This is a genomic window from Amycolatopsis coloradensis (genome assembly GCF_001953865.1).
Taxonomy (GTDB): domain Bacteria; phylum Actinomycetota; class Actinomycetes; order Mycobacteriales; family Pseudonocardiaceae; genus Amycolatopsis; species Amycolatopsis coloradensis.
Genome location: NZ_MQUQ01000008.1, coordinates 157029 through 176461 on the forward strand (window position 1 = coordinate 157029; position 19433 = coordinate 176461).

The 19433-nt window shown below is 69.3% G+C and carries 12 protein-coding genes; 8 read left to right on the forward strand and 4 right to left on the reverse strand.

Translation table 11 applies throughout. The annotated features are described in order from the left end of the window. Nucleotides 1-134 precede the first annotated feature (134 nt). From BS329_RS16700 to BS329_RS16710, 3 genes are read right to left on the reverse strand one after another with little or no spacing between them, the layout of a single operon-like run. Nucleotides 135-710, reverse strand: coding sequence for a flavin reductase family protein (locus tag BS329_RS16700; RefSeq protein ID WP_076161748.1), 576 nt, complete (start codon nt 708-710; stop codon nt 135-137). Further along, on the reverse strand, nt 710-1159 hold the full coding sequence (locus tag BS329_RS16705) for an acyl-CoA thioesterase (protein ID WP_076161750.1): 450 nt from the start codon (nt 1157-1159) through the stop codon (nt 710-712). Before BS329_RS16705 ends, BS329_RS16700 begins: the two co-directional genes overlap by 1 nt. A gap of 1 nt (nt 1160) precedes the next feature. Beyond that, entirely contained in the window at nt 1161-6959 is a 5799-nt protein-coding gene (locus tag BS329_RS16710) for a type I polyketide synthase (protein ID WP_076161752.1), read from the reverse strand. Nucleotides 6960-7717: 758 nt separating this feature from the next. Here BS329_RS16710 and BS329_RS16715 point away from each other — a divergent pair. The 8 genes from BS329_RS16715 to BS329_RS16750 all read left to right on the forward strand — a co-directional run bounded on the left by BS329_RS16715 (nt 7718) and on the right by BS329_RS16750 (nt 17499). Next, the gene (locus tag BS329_RS16715) at nt 7718-8722 is read left to right on the forward strand and encodes a DUF1702 family protein (protein ID WP_076161754.1); all 1005 of its coding nucleotides are present in this window, start codon (nt 7718-7720) and stop codon (nt 8720-8722) included. Between the two features lie 111 nt (nt 8723-8833). After that, nucleotides 8834-9799 (forward strand): DUF1702 family protein, encoded by a 966-nt coding sequence (locus BS329_RS16720; protein WP_076161756.1) that lies wholly within the window; start codon nt 8834-8836, stop codon nt 9797-9799. 3 nt (nt 9800-9802) lie between these two features. Continuing rightward, complete coding sequence (locus BS329_RS16725) at nt 9803-11776, forward strand: CRTAC1 family protein (RefSeq protein WP_076161758.1); 1974 nt, start codon at nt 9803-9805, stop codon at nt 11774-11776. 10 nt (nt 11777-11786) lie between these two features. Continuing rightward, nucleotides 11787-12860 carry an enediyne biosynthesis protein gene (locus BS329_RS16730; RefSeq protein ID WP_244197183.1) on the forward strand — a complete coding sequence of 358 codons (1074 nt, stop codon included), beginning with the start codon at nt 11787-11789 and terminating at the stop codon, nt 12858-12860. Further along, nucleotides 12857-14218, forward strand: a complete 1362-nt coding sequence (locus BS329_RS16735; protein ID WP_076161760.1) for a cytochrome P450 — start codon at nt 12857-12859, stop codon at nt 14216-14218. The genes BS329_RS16730 and BS329_RS16735 overlap by 4 nt, the downstream gene beginning before the upstream one ends. 37 nt (nt 14219-14255) lie before the next feature. After that, nucleotides 14256-14822 carry a DUF5987 family protein gene (locus BS329_RS16740; RefSeq protein ID WP_076161890.1) on the forward strand — a complete coding sequence of 189 codons (567 nt, stop codon included), beginning with the start codon at nt 14256-14258 and terminating at the stop codon, nt 14820-14822. Then, entirely contained in the window at nt 14819-16471 is a 1653-nt protein-coding gene (locus BS329_RS16745) for a GMC family oxidoreductase N-terminal domain-containing protein (RefSeq protein ID WP_076161762.1), read from the forward strand. The genes BS329_RS16740 and BS329_RS16745 overlap by 4 nt, the downstream gene beginning before the upstream one ends. Before the next feature lie 2 nt (nt 16472-16473). Continuing rightward, nucleotides 16474-17499 (forward strand): carboxymuconolactone decarboxylase family protein, encoded by a 1026-nt coding sequence (locus tag BS329_RS16750; protein WP_076161764.1) that lies wholly within the window; start codon nt 16474-16476, stop codon nt 17497-17499. Nucleotides 17500-17556: 57 nt separating this feature from the next. Here BS329_RS16750 and BS329_RS16755 read toward each other — a convergent pair whose 3' ends face one another. Then, on the reverse strand, nt 17557-19146 hold the full coding sequence (locus BS329_RS16755) for an MFS transporter (RefSeq protein ID WP_076161766.1): 1590 nt from the start codon (nt 19144-19146) through the stop codon (nt 17557-17559). Nucleotides 19147-19433 lie beyond the last annotated feature (287 nt).

The following is a 19433-nucleotide window of genomic DNA, read 5'->3' on the forward strand; positions in this document are numbered from 1 at the left end:
AGGCCACACGCTCTTCGAACGGGATCCTCGGACTGGCTTCTCGCTCGAAGGTGCTCAAGACGCGATCACCGGCCACGGCGTTCTGTCCACTTTGGTCCCTTCCCGGGCGGTGCCCGGCGATCCGGTGGCCCGCATCAGGCTCCTCCTCGGTCGAGCCGGGGCACGCCCTGCCCTTGGTCCGTCTGCCCGAAGGCTCCGCCGAAAAAGACGAGCGCGTCGTGCCCGGCGCCCACGGTGGACGCCAGGACCGACCCGACGAAGATGGAGTGGTCCCCACCCTGGTGCCCGTCGACCAGTTCGCACTCGAGCCAGGCGAGCGCGCCGGTCAGCAGAGGGGCGCCGGTACGCGGACCCGGTACCCACTCGACAGGGTCGAACTGGGCGGCGCCCAAGGGCCGCGACCGGCCGGCGAAGTACTTCGCCAGATCTTGTTGCCGGGCACCCAGCACGGATACGCCGAACGACCCGGTGGCGGTGATCGCCTCGTGCATCACCGCCGCCCGGGACACACAGCACAGCACCAGCGGCGGTTCGAGCGACACCGAGGTGAACGCGTTGGCGGTCATCCCGTGCACCCGTTCGCCCCCCGTGGTGAGGACCGTGACCCCGGTGGCGAACCGGGACATCGTCTCGCGGAACCGGGTGGGTACCGGGTTCCTGGCGAGTACCGGGGAGCCGCGCCCCGGCCCCGGTGTGACGTCGCCGCCCATCAGGGGCTCACCGCCGCCGTCGACACCGCATAAGGCGCGAGCGCGTCGCGGAGCGCTTCAGGAACCCTTGTCGGGACTGTCGCCGTGTTGGGGCCTCGCATGCAAGCGATGCGTTGACGGCCTCGGGCGACCAGCGTCTCTTCGCCGTCCCGCTCCAGCAGTACGTAGTCGAAGGTGAACTGGATCTGCGTCTGCGTCAGTTCCTCGAGCCGCATCCGCACCGCCAGTTCGTCGAAGGCGGTGATCTCCGCGAAGAACTCGCAATCGACCTTGAGCGTGAAGAGTTTGAGGTCGTCGCGCACCTCCTCCAGCACCGCCGGTGCCCTGTCTTTGAGGAACATCTCACGGCACCGTCCCTGCCAGCGCAGATAGTTCACGTAGTAGACGTTGCCGACCAGGTTCGTCTCCTCGAACCCGACGATATGACGGATCTCGTAGTACCCGGACATGTCACCACTCCTTCCCCACCAGCACGGCGAACACCACCGGCTCGGCCACCCCGGAGATCGTCGTCACCCAGGTGGCGATGCGGGTGTCGCCGGCGGAAAGCACCGTCCAGCCGTGGGGCAGCACCCGGTCCACGGTCAGCGCCTGACCGGCCGAACCCGCTTTGCGCACACACTCGAGCGCGCTCCAGACGCGAGTGCCCGCCACCGCCTCGTCGTCCGCAGACAAGGAGCACAACAGGTCGCGGACCGCGACGCCGTCCGGCCCCAGGAGGCCCGCCCAGTCGGCTTCGGTGCGTGACAGAACCGTTTCGATGTCGCAACCCAGCCGTCCCTCGCCCACCACCGCCATGGTCAGCCCCGCGGTGTGGGAAGCCGAGATGACCGCGCCGTCGGTCTCGGGGCGCCCGTCAGGCCGGTACCGCACCTGGACGGGGCGGCCCAGCGCCCGGCTCACGGCGAGCTTCGTCTGCGCCCGCCGCTCCGCGGGCGGACCCGCGTCCGTCCGGACCGGGTCGGGTTCGACCACCACCGTGCGCCCACCCCCGAGCACGTCTTCGAGGGAGCGTTCGAGATACGGCCCCAGCAGCGACGGCACCCACGGGCCGGCGCCGTCGCGTTTGCGGACCGCCCTGAGCTTGAGACCTTCCCATCGTTCGACCAGGATCCCGACCTGGTCGCGGACGTCGATGTCGTAGATGTAGCTGTCCCCGTCCTGTGACCGCTCACGCGCGTCGAGAACGACGTACGGCGTGTTCTGGTCCTCCACTTCGGACAGATGGAGCCGGTCGACGCGTTCGGGCAGCAACGTCGCGTCGGGGACGCAGCACTGCAAAGCGTGCATCATCGTGTCCCGGGTGCCCGGGTCGGCCAGTACCAGTTCCTGCGGCAGGAACGGCGCGAACCACGCCGACGTCGAGCTCGTCGAGACCTCGGCGACGGCACGTCGCGCTCCGACGCGCCGGTAGGCCTGTAGTCGTTGGAACCGCTTTCCCTGGAACAGCACCCCGCCGTAGAGGTCGCTGACCGGTTCCACCGGGACCAGCGGCAAACCGGGCTCGGCGCCGTCGACCGCCGCCATCAGCCGCGGACGCGGATACCGCAGGGTGGCCCGGAAGTGGTCGGCGCTGAAGCCCGTCTCGGCACTGCGGATGACCACTTCCACCGTCGAGGCGTCCCGTACGAGCGCCGCGAACCGGACGGTCGTGACACCACCGGGGCGCACGACGATCGGGCGCAGGAACTCGGCGTTTTCGAGCAGCGGCGAGCTCCGGTGCCCGACGGCCGCGGCGCCGACCTGCGCCATCGCCTCCATGCCCAGCACCGCCGGGAACAGGTAGTCGCCGTCGAGAAGATGATCGGCGAGGTACGGGTCGCTGCCCGCGCTCAAGTCGGCTTCTGTGACGAGTTCGACATCCGGGTAGTGCACGAGAACCCGGTCGGTGAACCGGCGCAGCGGCAGTTCGGGGCGGGGCAGGTTCAGCGTCGGCTGCCCGCCGAGCCTGCCCGAAACCACCAGCACCGGTCCTGCCGACGGATCGCCCAGCACCTGGCGCAGCACCGCGATTCCCTCTTCGGTCGAGATCGGCGTGATGCCGTCGCGCATCAGCGCCTCCACCACGCCCAGCCGCTCCCCCATGCCCGCACCGGACCACACCGACCACTCGAGCGCGAGCGCCCTGGCCCGCGGGTGCTCCCGCTGGAACCGCACGGTCAGCTCGGACATCCAGTCGTTGGCGGTGGCGTAATGCGCTTCCCCGCGTAAACCGGCACGGCCGATGACGCTGCCGAAGGTCAGCAGTAGCTTGAGCCGGTCCTGGTCGACCGCGGCCAGCACGTTCCGCAGCCCCGAGACCTTCGGCGCCAAGGTCGCGCTGAACTCCTCCGGGGTCAGCGAGCCGATCGCGGCGGGCATGTTGCGCCCGGCGCCGTGGAGAACGGCCGTGACGGCACCCAGGCCGGCTTTGATCCGGGCCACCCCGGCCGCGACCTCCGCCGCCGAGGTGACATCGACCTGTTCGTACTGGTACTCGACTCCCGCGGCGTCCATTCTGGACAGGTTCGCGGCGAGTTCGGTGTCCTCGTGCACCGCTGCCCTGCCGAACAGGGCCAGCCTGGCACCGCTGTCCATGGCGATGGCCAGCGCGCACTCGGCGGTGATGCCCTTGCCGCCCCCGGTCGCCAGCACCACGTCGGTGGTGTCCAAAGGGGACGGTCCGGCCCGGTCCGGCAGCATCGCGGTGAGCGCCGGTACCGTCCGGGTGCCGTCCGCCGCGTAGCGCACCGCGGTGTATTCCGTGGTCGCGGCGACCTCGGTGGCCACCAGCGCTGCCGCCGCCTCGGCCGCGATCGCCGAGTCGTCGAAGGTGATCACGGTCGTGGGTGTGGCGCCCGACTCCAGGAACAGCGTCCTGGCCAGCCCGTCCGCACCCAGCCCGTGCTGGACCACCGCGAACCGGCTGCCCGCGGGCGCGGCCAGCGCCGCTCGTGCCGCTTCGAGGAACAGTCCCGAACGCGACTCGTCGCACTCGGGCGGCAGGCACAGCAGCACACCCCCGCCGACGGCCGCGGCCTCGAGCGCCCTGCGCACGGGTCCGGCGAGGGGATGACCCGCCACCGTGTGAACGGTCCAGGAGCCGGGACCGGCGCTCGTCGTGTCGCCGGCCGCTGGGGCGGGTTCGGCGACTTCGCCGACAGAGAAGGCCCGCACCCAGGTCGCGACACCGGGCGGCTCCGTGTTGTCCGGCGACTCGTCCGCCTGCGCGGTCGCGGCCAGCTCGTCGATCATCTTCGCGAGTTCACCGATGCTCACCGTGGCGAAGTTCGTCGTCGCGGCCAGCGCCGGACGGCCAAGCTCCCTGGTCACGTCGTTGATCAGCTGGCCGACAGTGATCGAGCTCAGATGCAGGTCGTCGAGTGGATGAGTGTCCGGGCCGACGACGTCGGGCGGGAGTTCCAGCCGGTCGGCGACCAGTTTGCACAGCAGGTCGAGCGTCGACCGGCCGATATCGGACGCGAGGACCGCCGTCTCGGCGGGCGCCTCCTCCGGCAGCATGGTCTGCCCGATCGAGCTTTCCGGGGCCTCCTCGCAGGGACTGGCCAGGAAGGTGAACCCGCCGTCGAGTGGGAACGGCCGGACGACCCGGCCCTCGAAGAGCGCCTCGGTGTCCACCGGCGCGCCCGCGGTGAACGCCGCCGCGACGATCCGCAGCAGCGGGATGAGTGACGGGTTGTCGGTGTCGAGGGACAGCACCGGTTTACCCGGCGCGATCTCGGCCAGCAGGCCGCCGAGCACCCGGCCGGGCCCCAGCTCGAGCACCAGGTCGGCCTGGCCCGCGGCCTCGGCGGCCGCCTGGTGGAACCGCACCGGCGCCAGGACCTGCTCGCGCAGCAACGCCCGCAGGTCGGTCCCCGCGGTGAGGGCCGTGCCGGTCACGGTGGAGATCACCCGGCCGGTCAACGGCGCGAAGTCGAACTCGGCGAGACGCTCGGTCATCGCCTCGGCCGCGGGCGCGACGAGCGTTGAGTGGAACGCGTGGGAGACCGCGATCCGGGTGGCGGTGACCCCGGCCGCGGCCGCTCGGGCGCACACCCGCTCGATCGCCGCGACGGCACCGGACAGCACGGTCTGGGAGGGCCCGTTGAACCCGGCGATGACGACGTCCTCGCCTTCGGCCAGCCGTGCCGCGTCGTCGGGGCCGGTCGCGAGACCCGCCATCGTGCCGCCACCGCGGCTGGCCGTGGCCATGACTTCGCCGCGCACCGCGGCCAGACGCAGCACCTGCGCGGTGTCCAGGGCACCGCCCCAATGCAGCGCGCTCAGTTCGCCGAGGCTGTGCCCCGCCGCGACAGCACCTTCAATTCCGAGGCGCCGCAACACTTGTAGCGCGCCCACCGCTCCCGCCACGATCCTCGGCTGGGCGACCTGCGTCGCGACCTGGTCGCCGTTCCCGGACAACCCCACCGTCACGAAAGGCTCGTCGGCCTCTTCGAACCGCCGCCGGAGAGCTCCGGCAGTGCCCTTGCCCGAGCCCTGCCCCGGGAAGAGGAAAGCGATCGCCGGTGTGCGGGCCGGACGGCCGAGGAAGATGCCTTCACCCGGTTCGAAGACGGTGGCCTCCCCCGCGTCGATCCGGCCGAGCAGACCGGCGAGGCGCTTCTCCGCTTCTTCGGGGTTCGCCGCCACCACGGCGGCGCGGACGGCGGCGCCGGTGAGTTCACCGGCCAGAACCGCCGCGACGTCGGCCAGTTCGGCGAACGCGAGTTTGCCCGCGACCGCGGCGGCCCTCGCGATCCGCTCCCGCAGTTCCGCGGTGTCGGCCGCGTCGAACAGCCAGACCTCGGCGTCCTGGCGTCCGGCCACGGCGTTCGCGGTCCAGCCGTCCAGCTCGGCGCGGCGCGTGACACCACGCGGCTCCTCGACCGCGATGTGGGTGTTGATCCCGCCGAAGCCCATCGCCGAGACCCCGGCCCGTACAGGCTCGCTCGTGGGCCACAGTTCAGGGCTGTTCGGCAGGTACAGCGCGGCGGAGTCGTCGAGCAGCTTCGGATGCGGTTCGCCGAACCCGGTGCCCGGCGGGATGACCTGGTGATACACCGCGAGAGACGCCTTGATCAGGCCGGCGACCCCGGCAGCGGCCTTGGTGTGCCCGAGGTTGCCCTTCACGGTGCTGAGCGCGGCCGGACGGGCCGACGGCTTCGCGTCCCGGCGTGCCGAAGACAGCGCGTCGATTTCCGTGGCGTCGCCGAGAGCGGTCCCGGTGCCGTGCCCCTCGAAGTAGGAGACCGACTCCAGCCCGTAGCCCGCCCGGCGGTAGGCGCGCGAGAGCGCGAGCCGGTGGCCGTCCGCCTCGGGCCGGGTGATCCCGCCCTTGCCGTCGGAGGAGACACCCCAGCCGGTGATCGTGGCGTAGATCCGCTTCCCTTGCTCGATCGCGTCGGACTCCCGCATCAGCACCAGCTGTCCCGACCCCTCCCCCGGCCAGAAACCGTTGGAGTCCTTGGAATAGACCTTCATCTCGCTCTTGGCGAGCGCACCGGTCTTCGCGAACCCGATCACCTCGAAGGGATCGATGGACAGGTCGACACCACCGGCCAGCACGACGTCGAGGTCACCGTCCTCCAGCGCCTTCGCCGCCGTGGCGACGGACAGCAGCGAGGAGGAGCACGCGCCGTCGACCGTGTAGCCGCCACCGCGCAGGTCGAAGTGGTTGCAGATCCGGCCGGCGATGGTGTTCGCCAGTCCCCCGGCCAGCGAGTCCTCGTTGATCGGCGGGAACGGTTCCTTGTAGCGGGTTTCGAACTCGCGGAGGAATTCGCCCGACTCTTCCGGGGTCCATCCCTTGTCGGCCAGTGCCGCCGCGAGCGTCCGGCGGACGTACGGCCAGCGGAGCCGCATGATGTTGGCGCGGGAGAACTCCCCGGTGAGACTGTTGCCGAGAACGACGCCCGTCGACTGCCGCGGAAGCCCCTCACCGTCGGCGTAACCCGCGTCGGTCAGCGCCTGCGCGGCGACGTCGAGTGCGAGCCAGTGGGTCAGATCCGTCGCGCGGTAGGTTCCACCGGACACCTTGTAACGTGCCCGGTCGAACTCGAAGTCGCGCAGCACAGCGGCTTTCGCCGAATAGAACCGGTCCGGCGCCGCCGGGTCCGGCGAGTAGTAGTCCGCGTGGTTCATCCGCTCGTCCGGCAGCCGCCGGAAGGCTCGGCGTCCTGCCAGCACGTTCTCCCACAGTTCGCGGGGCGAGCCCGCGTCCGGGTAGCACAGCCCGATACCGACGATCGCGATCCTGGTACTGCTCACGCTTTCACCACCTCCACGGTGATTGCCCGTTGACCGGCCGGTTCCACCGCCATCGATCCGCCTCGGCCGGCATTCGTTTAATCGCGATGGAACGCAGAACATGGATCCCCTTACTCGGTGCGGAGAATTCCATTCGGCACGCGGCGACGGCGGATCGACACTCACCGGCGGCGTGCACCCTTGATGCCCTCAGTCTGCCCCAGGCAGGCGAAACCTCCGCCTTCAGCCGTGCCCACCGAAACGACGGACAAGTCACAACAATGTTCTCGAATTAATCGCGAAACCCGCCGGCGTACGCGACGACCCGCCCGGGACTCCTTCGGAGCACTTTCCCCGGACGAGTGACCGAGCGTCACACAAGGATTCGCCGTTCACCCGTTTTCCGGGCGCTCCCACCCGATAGTCGCAACGGCGTCCCGTTTGGCCGAGCGGCCTGACCAGGCGATGCTCACTGAAAGCGATCCCGCTGGGCCGTTCGCCTGCCTAACGACTTCACGTCTGCCCTTGTTCGCGACGACCATTCGAAACAAATGCGGAAGTCGGTAGCATGGATCACTCGGCCGCGCGAAGTGGGGCGGCCGCATCGAAACACAAGGGGCATTTCCCCCGGTTCCCGCCTGTCGCGGAAACACCTTCTGCCACCGCGTGTTCATCCACGTGGCACGCGCTCCTGACAATTGAATCCAAAAGAAGAAGCGGGCATGGCTTGAGATGACGCCACCGACCGCTTGAGCCACGATCGCTTATCAGGAGGAACCATGCCCACCACATCAGGTTCACTGCGCAGACTCGTCCTGACCCCCGCGTTGAGTGAAGTCTCCTTCGCCACCCGCGGTTTCGACGTGACGGATTCCGACGCCGTCCGCAGGCTGGAAGCGATACCGCAGGCGGTCGTCTGCGGATTCGAATGGGGTATAGACACGCGAAGCCTGTGGGAGCTCGAACGCAAACTCGAGCTGATCGAACCGGAAATGCGTGGATTCGCCTACGAGGGAGCCACCATGGCGTTCACCGTGCTCGACGCGATGGGCGGCGGGCACCGCACCCGCGACCTCCTCCGGGGGCCGGGGGCACCGCATCTCCTGCTCGCCTACATCGGGATCGGTTTCGCCATGGCGAAACTGCCGAGAATGCTGTGGAAGAAGGTACTGCCGTCACTGGACGACTCGCTGTTCCACCCGGCCATGAGCTGGCTGGCGGTCGACGGTTACGGGTTCGATCTCGCCTACTTCGACAAGAAACGCTGGGTGGACCGCCAGGAGGTACCCAAGCCCTATCCCTGGCAGGGGACGCCGGACTACTTCACCCGCGCGGTGGACCAGGGCATCGGCCGGGCGCTGTGGTTCATGCACGGCGGGGCCCCGGAGGCGGTGACGGCCGCCGTCACCAGGTTCCCCGACCCGCGCCACGCCGATCTCTGGTCGGGCGTCGGCCTGGCCGCCACTTTCGCCGGCGGGTGCGCTGAATCCGGCCTGATCGCGCTGAGAAAGGCATCCGGCGGCCATGCGGCGTCGGTGGCGGTGGGGTCGGTCTTCGCGGTCAGTGCCCGCACACTGGCGGGATACAGCCCGCCGCACACCGAAGTCGCCAGCAGGGCCTTGACCGGCCGCGGCCCCGGCGAACTGCTCGAAGTGGCGGGCGCGACAGCCGTCACCACCGGCGAGAACGGCGTGCCCGCCTACGAACTCTGGCGACGCGGGATCCGTGACAAGTTCGCGGAACCGGCCACGCCACGGGAAAAGCTGTCCCGTTCCGAAAAGTAGAAAACCCGAAAAGCAGAAAACCTCGACCCGGTGCCCGCGGCACCGGAATCAGCATGCTGCCCGAAAAACGAATCGCATTCCAGTCCACGAGCGGAGAATCCATTGGCCGCCATGTTCAGAGCACTCAGGCGACAAATCCTGACACCAGGTGTCAAGGCGACACAGGTCGAAACACGCGGATTTCACGTGAAGACAGCGGCCAGCAAGGACTTGCTGGAAACCGTGGGTAGAACATTCCTCACCGGGTACGGATTCGCCGCGGAGGCTCGTACGGTCGCCGAGGCGGAGACCGAACTGGAACAGGTGCCGTCACGCTTCCGCGGTTTCGCCTACGAAGGCGCGGCGATGGGCTTCGCCGTCATGGACGCGTTGCCCCTGACCAGCGGCCGCCGGGTCCTCGACGCGCTGGCCGCCCGAAGCTCACAACACGTCTACATGGCCTACATCGGCGTGGGGTGGGCGCTGGCGAGGCTTCCCCGGTTCCTCTGGCCCGACATCACCGCGTACGACCCGTTGCTGCGCTGGCTCCTCCTCGACGGCTACGGGTTCCACCAGGCCTACTTCCACACCACCAAGTACGTCGGGGAACAGTTCGTCGACAGCGCGTTCTCCTGGCCGGACGAACCGGCCTCGTATGCCGACCGGGTACTCGACCAGGGCATCGGACGGGCTTTGTGGTTCGTCTGCGGCACGGACGCCGAACGGGTCTGCACCCAGATCGAAGGGTTCGCGCCACGGCGGCACGAAGACCTCTACAGCGGAGCGGCCCTCGCGGCCACCTACGCGGGCGGCGTGGACAGGGAAGAACTCCAACTGCTGCGGAAGCGGTCTGGCGAGCACTGGCCACTTGTCGCGCAGGCCAGCGCCTTCGCCGCCGAAGCCCGCGTCCGGGCGGGACTGGTGGTCCCGCACACCGGCGTCGCCACCGAGATCCTCTGCGGCATGAACCCGCACGATGCCGCCGAACTCACCGTCCGCGCCCGCCCGGGCTCGGCCGAGCCACAGGCCGGAGTCGCCGCCTACGAGATCTGGCGCCGGCAGACAGCCGACCAATTCGTCTCTCTCGGAAGGTGCTGACCGATGACCACGACGTTCGGCCCGCTGCGCAAGCAGCTACCCGGCATCCTCGCGGTGGTGCTGCTGGTGATCGGATACCTGCTGGTGCGCCTCCCGGTCGCCGCCTCCGCCGATCAGGACCGCATGGCGAGCAAGTACGCGTTCACCCCGATGACGATCGCGCTGCCCGCCGCGGCCAAGCACCAGAGCATCCGCAAGGTGAACAAGGACTACGAGCACATTCGCGCGTGGATCTCCTCGGTCGGCGCGGCGGTCGCGATGAACGACCTCGACGGTGACCGCCGCGCCAACGACCTGTGCCTGGTCGACCCACGCAGCGACCAGGTCGTGATCACCCCGACGCCGGGCGCGGGCAGCGACCGCTATGCCCCGTTCGCACTGGACCCGGCACCCCTGCCGACGAGCGACATCATGGCGCCCATGGGCTGCGTGCCCGGCGACTTCAACGAGGACGGCCGGATGGACCTGCTGGCCTACTACTGGGGCCGCACGCCGATCCTCCACCTCGCCAAGCCCACCGCCACCCGGCTCGACGCCTCCACCTACCAGGCCACCGAACTGGTGCCCGGCGACAACTCCGACGCCGGGCGCTACACGGGTCCACTGTGGAACACCAACGCCGCCACGGTCGGCGACTTCGACGGTGACGGGCACCAGGACATCTTCATCGGCAACTACTTCCCCGACGGTCCGGTGCTCGACGACCGCGTGAGCACCGGGGTCGCGATGAACCACTCGATGTCACACGCCCACAACAGCGGCGGCAAGTACCTGTTCCGCTGGACCGGGGCGAGCGGCGGCGACCGGCCGAGCGCCACTTTCAAGAGCTTCGACAACGCGCTGCCAGGGCTGGCGAACACCGGCTGGTCGCTCGCGGCCAGCGCGACCGACCTCGACGGCAATCTGTTGCCGGAACTCTACATCGGCAACGACTTCGGTCCGGATCACTTGCTGTACAACCAGTCCAAGCCCGGCCAGTTCGCCTTCACCGACGTGATCGGGGCGCACACCCCGGGGGTGCCCAAGTCCAAACGGCTCGGCAACGACTCGTTCAAGGGCATGGGCGTGGACTTCGGCGACCTGAATCACGACGGCCTCAACGACGCGTTCGTCAGCAACATCACCACCACGTTCGGCATCCAGGAAAGCAACTTCCATTTCCTGGCCGACGCCAAGGACCACGCCGGGATGCGGGCCGAGATGAGCAAGGGCGTGGCACCCTACGCCGACCGCAGCACGGAAGCGGGGACCGCCTGGTCCGGCTGGGGCTGGGACGTCAAGATCGCCGACTTCGACAACAGCGGTGACCCGGCGATCGCACAGGCCACCGGCTTCGTCAAGGGCGCGGTCAACCGCTGGCCGCAGCTTCAGGAACTCGCGACGGCGAACGACGGACTGCTCGACAATCCGTTGTGGTGGCCCAATCTCAAGGCGGGCGACGACCTCGCCGGCGACCAGACGCTGCACTTCTTCGTCAAGGGTTCCGACGGCCGCTACACCGACCTCGCGCCGAAGCTCGGGCTGGCCGTACCGGTGCCCACCCGGGCCATCGCCACCGGCGACGCCGACGGTGACGGCCGCCTCGACCTCGCCGTCGCCCGGCAGTGGGAAGCGCCGGTGTTCTACCACAACGACAGTCCGGACACGGGCTCCTTCCTCGGCTTGCGGCTTTCCCACGACGCGCCGTCCTCGGCCGGACCTTCCGCCGCCACCGGCTCACCGGTGATCGGCGCGGAGGCGACCGTCACCACCGCGGACGGGCGCAAGCTCATCGGCCGGGTGGACGGCGGCAGCGGTCACTCCGGCAAGCGCAGTCACGAGCTGCACATCGGCCTCGGCGAAAAGGTGTCCGGGCCGGTACAGGTCCACCTGCAATGGCGCGACCGCACCGGTCAGGTGCGGCAGCAGGACCTCTCGCTGAACGCGGGCTGGCACGACCTGCGGCTCGGCGCGCAAGCCGAACCCCTGAAGAAATGAGGTGACCGACATGACCGAGCACGCAACCGACGCCAACCCGAAGAACGGCGTCCAGAACGGCAAGAGCATCGCTCCGCGGCACGATCCGAAAGTGATCACGGCCCTGCGGCGGTTCGCCATCTCGATCACGATCTTCAACATCCTCGGCTACACCTTGCTGGGCTTCGAACAACCCTGGTCGTGGCCGCTGGTCGCGCTGGCCACCGCCTACGCCACCGAAATCGTCTTGGAGCTCGTCGGCGCGAGGATGGAAGGGCGGGCGGCCCGCTTCGCGGGCGGGGGTCCCAAGGGAATGATGGAGTTCCTGTTCCCGGCCCATATCACCGGCCTCGCGCTCAACATGCTGACCTACGTCAACGACCACATCGAAGTGATGGTGTTCGGTGTCGTGGTCGCGGTCAGTGCGAAATGGATCCTGCGGGCGCCGGTACGCGGGCGGCTGCGGCACTACATGAACCCGTCGAACCTCGGGATCTGCGTCATCCTGCTGCTGTTCCCCTGGGCGAGCATCGCCCCGCCCTACCACTTCACCGAGAACGTGGACACCTGGGTCGGCTGGCTGATCGTGGCGATCATCCTGATCTCCGGGACCATCCTCAACGCGAAGTTGACCGGCCGGATGTGGCTGATCGGGGCATGGCTGGCCACGTTCGCCCTGCAAGCGATCGTGCGAGGCTGGCTGTTCGACACCTCCATCCCGGCGGCGCTCGGCATGATGACCGGTGTCGCGTTCGTGCTCTTCACCAACTACATGGTCACCGACCCCGGCACCACTCCCTCGAAACCCGCGTCGCAGGTGGCGTTCGGCTCCGGCATCGCCCTGCTCTACGGCTTCTTCATGGTCGCTCACGTGGCTTACGGCCTTTTCTTCGCCACGGCGGCGGTGTGCCTGATCCGCGGTTTGTTCTTCTGGTCGCTGCACTTCGTGGACAAGGCCAGGACACAGCGCGAAGCGGAACTGCGCGAAGCGGGATCGGGAGAAGCCGAGGCCGTGGCCCTGTCGGGCAACGGCAGTAGCAACGGCAACGGCAACGGACAGACCGGTGCGCGGCTGAAGGACGACTCCCCGGCTGTGCGCACATGACCACCAGGCTTGTGGTCCGGCGCGAGGTACCCCCAGGCCCACCGCGCCGGGCCACGCTCAACCTGCTGAGGATGCTGTTCACCGACCGGCTCGCACTGATGTCGTCGGCGGCGGAGCGGCACGGTGACGCCGTGCGGATCGCCATCGGGCCGAAGGCGATGTACCTGTTCAACCACCCGGACTACGCCAAGCACGTGCTCGCGGACAACAGCGCGAACTACCACAAGGGCATCGGCCTGGCGGAATCACGGCGGGCACTCGGTGACGGCCTGCTGACCAGCGAAGGCGACCTGTGGCGCAAACAGCGCAAGACCATCCAACCGGTCTTCCAGCACAAGCGCATCGCCCGGCAGGCGGACATCGTCGCCGACGAGGCCGGGAAACTGGTGGCCAGGCTCAAGGCACACGAACACGGTGAGCCCGTCGACGTCCTGCAGGAGATGACCCAGCTGACCCTCGGGGTGCTCGGCCGGACCCTGCTGGACACCGACCTCGGCCGCTTCGACGCGGTGGGGCATTCGTTCGAAGCCGTGCAGAACCAGGCGATGTTCGAAGCCGTGACGATGAACCTGGTGCCTTCCTGGTTGCCACTGGCCAAACAGCGCCGGTTCCGCGCGGCCCGTGACAACCTGCGCGGAGTCGCCGACAGGCTGCTGGCGGAACGTCGTCGGAGTCCGGTCCCGGGCTCCGACGACGTCCTGACCCGGCTGATCGCTTCCGCCGCCGAAGACGACGATCCGCTGACCGCCGGTCAACGGGCGCGGGACGAGCTGATCACCTTGCTGCTGGCTGGGCACGAGACGACGGCGAGCACACTCGGCTGGGCATTCGCCCTGCTCGACCGTCACCCCGAGGTGTGGGAGCGGCTGCACGCCGAAGCGGTCGAGGTGCTGGGCGACCGGCCGCCGGTCTACGCGGACCTGCACCGGCTGACCTACACCGCGGCGGTGGTGGAAGAGGTCATGCGCCTCTACCCGCCGGTGTGGCTGCTACCCCGGATCGCGCAGGAGGCCGACGTGGTCGGCGGCTACGCGGTACCCGCCGGGGCCGACGTGATCGTCAGTCCGTACACGCTGCACCGCCATCCGGCGTTCTGGGACGCGCCGTCGAAGTTCGACCCGGGCCGGTTCGACCCGGCGAACACGACCGACCGGCCCCGGTACGCCTACATCCCGTTCGGCGCCGGTCCCCGCTTCTGCGTCGGAAACAGCCTGGGCATGCTCGAAGCGGTCTTCGTCATCGCGAGTGTCACCCGCGCGCTCAAGCTGGTCAAAACCCCCGGGTACCGCGTCGTCCCGGAAGCGATGCTTTCCCTTCGCATCCGTGACCGGCTCCCGATGTCGGTCCGCCGCGCCTGATCGCGGCATCCCGAAACTCGCCTACGAGGAGACAGTCATGCCATCGGACAGTGCGGAACACCGCAGGCGAACGATGACGCTCGAAGCGTTCGCGGACACCATCATCCCCGGGGAGAAACGCACGCCGGACGACCGGGCGGTCGCGGGCGCGTCCACCGGACAGGGCGCCGTGGCGGCGGGAGCGATCGAACTGCTGGAGACGCCGGCGGCCGGTCTCGTCGACCTGCTGGACGGGTTGACCACCGTCCTCAATGGACACGCGACGGCCCGCGCGGCCGACCTCCAGACCACTTTGGACCCCGAGGTTCCCCCCTTCGTCGCGCTTTCCTTCGACGACCGGACCGAACTGGTCGGCGAACTGCTCGCGCCGGGACACCCCGAGAAGGAGGCCTGGGTCGGGTTGGCCCTGTTCAGCAACATGGCCTTCGACACGGCCGCGCACATGCACACCGCGGACGCGCTCGCCGCCGGGCATCCGGGACTGGCCGCCACCGGTTTCGCGCCTCCGGACGCCGACGGCCTCTGGCGTTTCCCCGCGTACTCCTACCGGCGGAAGTTCGCCGAACTCCACCCTGACACCACAGCCTCGGGGAGCCCCGCATGAACAGCACGGAATCCACCGACGTCCTCGTGATCGGCACGGGTTTCGGCGGCGCCATCGCCGCCTACCACCTGGCCGCCGGCGGCGCCAAGGTCGTCATGCTCGAACGCGGACCGTGGGTACGCAGCGAGGAGTTCGAGCACGACTTCCTGCTCGGCTCCTCCTACACCCGGATCTTCGACTTCGTGGTCGGTGACGGCATGAGCCTGCTGGGCGGCAACTGTGTCGGCGGCGGCAGCGTCGTCTACTTCGCCGCCATGCCTCGCGCGCCGAAGTTCGTCTTCGACCGCCACGGCTCGATCGGGCGCCGCATGTGGCCCTCGTCGATCTCCCGCGACACCCTCGAGCCGTGGTACGACCGCGTCTCGGAGGCCCTGCCGGTGTCCATGTCGGACTGGAACCAGGTGACCTACGCGGGCGGACTGTTCGCGGCCGCGTGCAACCACTCCGGCCGCACGGCCAATCCGGTGCCCGTCGCCATCGACGTCGACCGCTGCACCAACTGCAACTGGATGATGTCCGGCTGCCGGTTCGACGCCAAACGCTCACTGCTGCTCAACTACCTGCCTGCCGCGGTCGCGCACGGTGCCGAGATCCGGCCCCTGCACGAAGTGCAGCGGCTCTCGCACACCGACCACGGCTACCGGGTGCATTATTCGACCGTCGACGCGGAGGATTACCGGATCCTCCACGACGAAGGCGTCATCGACGCCAAGATCGTGATCATGGCGGCGGGTGCCGGCGCGACACCGGTGATCCTGCAACGGTCCGAAGCCGCGCTCGGCGGGATGCCGGACGCGGTCGGCCGCTACTTCTCCGGCAACGGGGAACGGCTCAACACCGCGATCGTCGACGAGGACAAGGCCCGTGAGCTGTTCGGCCTCGACCGGGGCGACGGCCGGGCCTACGAAGCCAACCAGATCGGCAAGGGCCCGTGTGTGGCGAGCTGGGACAACCTGGACGCCAGTCTGCCCGAGTACTCGCGGTTCTCGTTGGAACAGCTGTACTTCCCGCCGGGTTTCGGCACGATCCTGGCGCAGGTCCCCGGCGCGGCCGGGCCGAGCTGGTTCGGGCGGGAGAAAAAGGAGATCGTCCGCAAGTGGCAGTCGTGGCTGACCACGTTCACCATGAGCGAGGACGACAACGAAGGCGTGTTCGGCCCGCCACCGCCGACCGGCAACGCCCACCGGATCTCGCAGCAGATGCTCGGCCGCGGCACGATCAGCTACGAGCCGACCGCGAACACCAGGCACGGCTGGGAGATCTCGGACGCGGCCGTCAAGGCGGTGATGGAACGCGACGGACTGGCCAGGATCATGCCGTGGACCAACGACGTCGTCGGCGCGTACACCGTGCACCCGCTGGCCTCCTGCCGGATCGGCGACGATCCCGCCACGTCCGCGTTGGACGACCGGCACGAGTTGCGCGGGCATCCCGGCATCTTCGTCACCGACGGCTCCGCGGTGCCCGGCGCGCTGACCGTCAACCCCGCGCTGACCATCGCGGCACTCGCCGAGCGCGCCATACCCGGGATCGTCCAAGCCGCGAAGGACCGTGGCGTCTCCGTGAAGTACGGCGCGCCCTCACCCCTCGGTGAGACCGGGGGGCGCCGAGGCACGCTGCCGCTGGTATCGGATCTGGCGGTGCGTTAGCGATGGCAAGCACGCCGCTGAAGACCGCCGGGCGGCGGTCCATAGCCCATATCCAGCACATCGAGGCCGTGCGGCCCGGCGCCGCCACGGGCCGGGTGCGGACGGTCTACCACCAGTGCGAACGCGACTTCGGCCTGATCGCCCCACCGGTCTCACTGCACTCCCCCGCACCGGACCTGCTCGCGGCGACCTGGATCCTGCTGCGCGAGGTACTGGTCGCGGACGGTGTGGCGAGCCGGGCAGGCAAGGAGACCGTGGCCGCCGCCGTATCGGCGGGCAACGAATGTCCCTATTGCGTCAGCGTGCACCAAGCGACGCTGGCGGGCCTGGCGCCCGCCCGCGACAGGGAGCTGGCGTCGCTCGAGGACTGGGCGCGCGCGGTGGCGACGCGGGACGGCGCGGCCTTACGGCCCGCGCCGTTCCCGGCGGCCGCGCTCCCGGAGTACGCGGGGACGGCGGTCGCCTTCCAGTACATCAACCGGATGGCGACCCTGTACCTGCGGGACAGCCCGCTGCCACCCGGGGTGCCGGGCATCGCCCGCGCCGGCGCGCTGAAGCTGCTCGGCAAGATGATGGGGACCGCGGCGCGCGTCACCGTCCAGCCGGGTGCTTCGCTCACCTTGCTGCCCGAGGCCGAGTTGCCCGGCGACCTGGCGTGGGCGGCGGGCAACACCACGATCTCGGCCGCCTACGCCCGTGCTGCCCAGGCGTACGAGACCGCCGGGGAGCGCTCGGTTCCCGGCGGGGTCCGGGCACTCGTGCTCGACGTGACCGGGCAGTGGGACGGTGAGCCGCCGGGTCTCGGCCGGGCGTGGGCGACGGAGGTCACGTCCGGTTTGGACAGTGGCGACCGGACGGCGGGGCTCCTCGCCTTGCTGACCGCGCTCTCCCCGCATCAGGTCGGCGACGAGCTCATCGGGATGTATCTGGCGGGCGGGGGGAACGGCCGCTCCCTGGTGGAACTGACGTCGTGGGCGAGCTTCACCGCCGCCCGCCGGACCGGATCGTGGCTGGTGCCCACGACGTGAGCCCGCAACGCGAAAGGCCCGGCAGGGTTTCCCTGCCGGGCCTTTCGCTCGCGGGCTTTACTGCTGCCGCGACGACTGCTCCGCCGCGGTATCGGCGGGCTCGGTGTCGGTAGCCTCGGTACCGGTCGCCGGGACGTGCCGGAGCGCGACCACGCTGAGCACCGCGAGCGCGACGAAGAGCGCGCCGCAGATGATCGCGACGGTGTTGAGGCCGGTGGTGAACGCGGCGCGGGCGGCCGCGAGCAACTCCGGGCCCTGCGGTGACGGCAGCTGCCCGGCCACCGGCACCGCGGCCGCGAGGTTGTCCGCGGCCGCCGTCGCGGACGGCGGCAACCCGCCCGGTACCTGGCCGGCGAACTCGCCGCGGTAGACGAGGGTGCAGATGCTGCCGAGCACGGCCACCCCCATCGCCACCCCGAGGTCGTTGCCCGCCTCGGACACGGCCGAGGCGGAACCCGCCTTCTCCTGCGGTGCGGCTCCCAGGACCAGCGCGGTCCCCAGCCCGGCGGGGAACCCGACACCGAGGGCCATGATCGCGTACCCGATCCAGAGTTCCAGCAGCTGTCCCGGCCCGTCGATCCTGGTGAGAACCACGAATCCCGCCGCCGCGATCAGCAGGCCGGCGCAGAACAGGTACGCGGGCCGGACGCGGCGGGCGAGCACGGGGGCGACGAGGATGGTCCCGATCATGATCGCCGACGAGGGCGCCAGCCAGAGCCCCGCCGAAATCGGTGAAAGGCCCTCGACGTCCTGTAGGTGCTGGGCGATCAGGAAGTACGTGCCACCCTGCAATGCCGGGATCATCGAGCCGACCAGCAGCGCGGTGCTGAACGCGCGGTCGCGGAACAGGCTCAGGTCCATCAGCGGATCCGTGAGCTTCCGCTGCCTGCTCACGAAGGCGACCGCGAAGACGGCGCCCAGCACGAGCGACACGACCGGGAGGACGGCGAAGCCCGCCTTGAGGAGTTCCTTGAGGCCGTAGACGAACGGGAGAACGGCGAGCAGGGACAACGCCACGCTGACCAGGTCCAGTTTCCCGGGGTCCGGGTCACGGGACTCCGGCAGCAGCACCGGCCCGACCGCGAGGAGTACCACCATCACCGGCACGCCGAGCAGGAACACCGAGCCCCACCAGAAGCTGTCCAGCAGCGCACCGCCGACCACCGGCCCCAGCGCCATGCCGCCCATGAAACACGCCATCCACGCGGCGATCGCGACCCCCAGCTGCCGGGAATTCTTGAACATCGTGCTGATCAGGGCCAGCGTCGACGGCATCAAGGTCGCACCGCTGATCCCCATGAGCGCCCTGGCCACGATCAGCATCCCGGCGCTGGTGGAGAACGCGGCGAGGATCGACGCGACGCCGAACAGCACCGCGCCGATCAGCAGCAGCTTGCGCCGCCCGATGCGGTCACCGACGGTGCCCATGGTCACCAGGAAACCGGCCATCATGAAGCCGTAGATGTCGGCGATCCACAACTGCTGGGTGCTGTCGGCCCCGAGGTCGACGCTCAGGTCCGGAACGGCAAGGTAGATCACGCTGAAGTCCAGCGACAACAGCAGGGTCGGCAGCGCGAGGACGACGAGACCGATCCACTCCCGCCGCCCGGCGCTCGGACCGGCGGTGTCCGCCGCGTTCGCACCCATCAGAAGTTCCTTTCCATGAAAATCACGTGAAGCTCAGTGGGCCGCTGTGACTGTCTACAGAGGACGCTTTTCGAGTCGAACCGTCCGATTAGATGTCGTGTCTCCGTATCGTCAAGGTGGTGAACGCCTCCTTGCCTGCCCTCAGGGTCAGGGCCCCCGCAAAGTCGAGACCTTGCAGGTCAGGCGGCTATTCGTCGCCGCGTGAGGCTGACGATGTAGGAATTGGGACGTTGAGTGTCCCCATTCCTACATCGTCACGGGACACACCGGTTGCGGAGCCCCTGAGT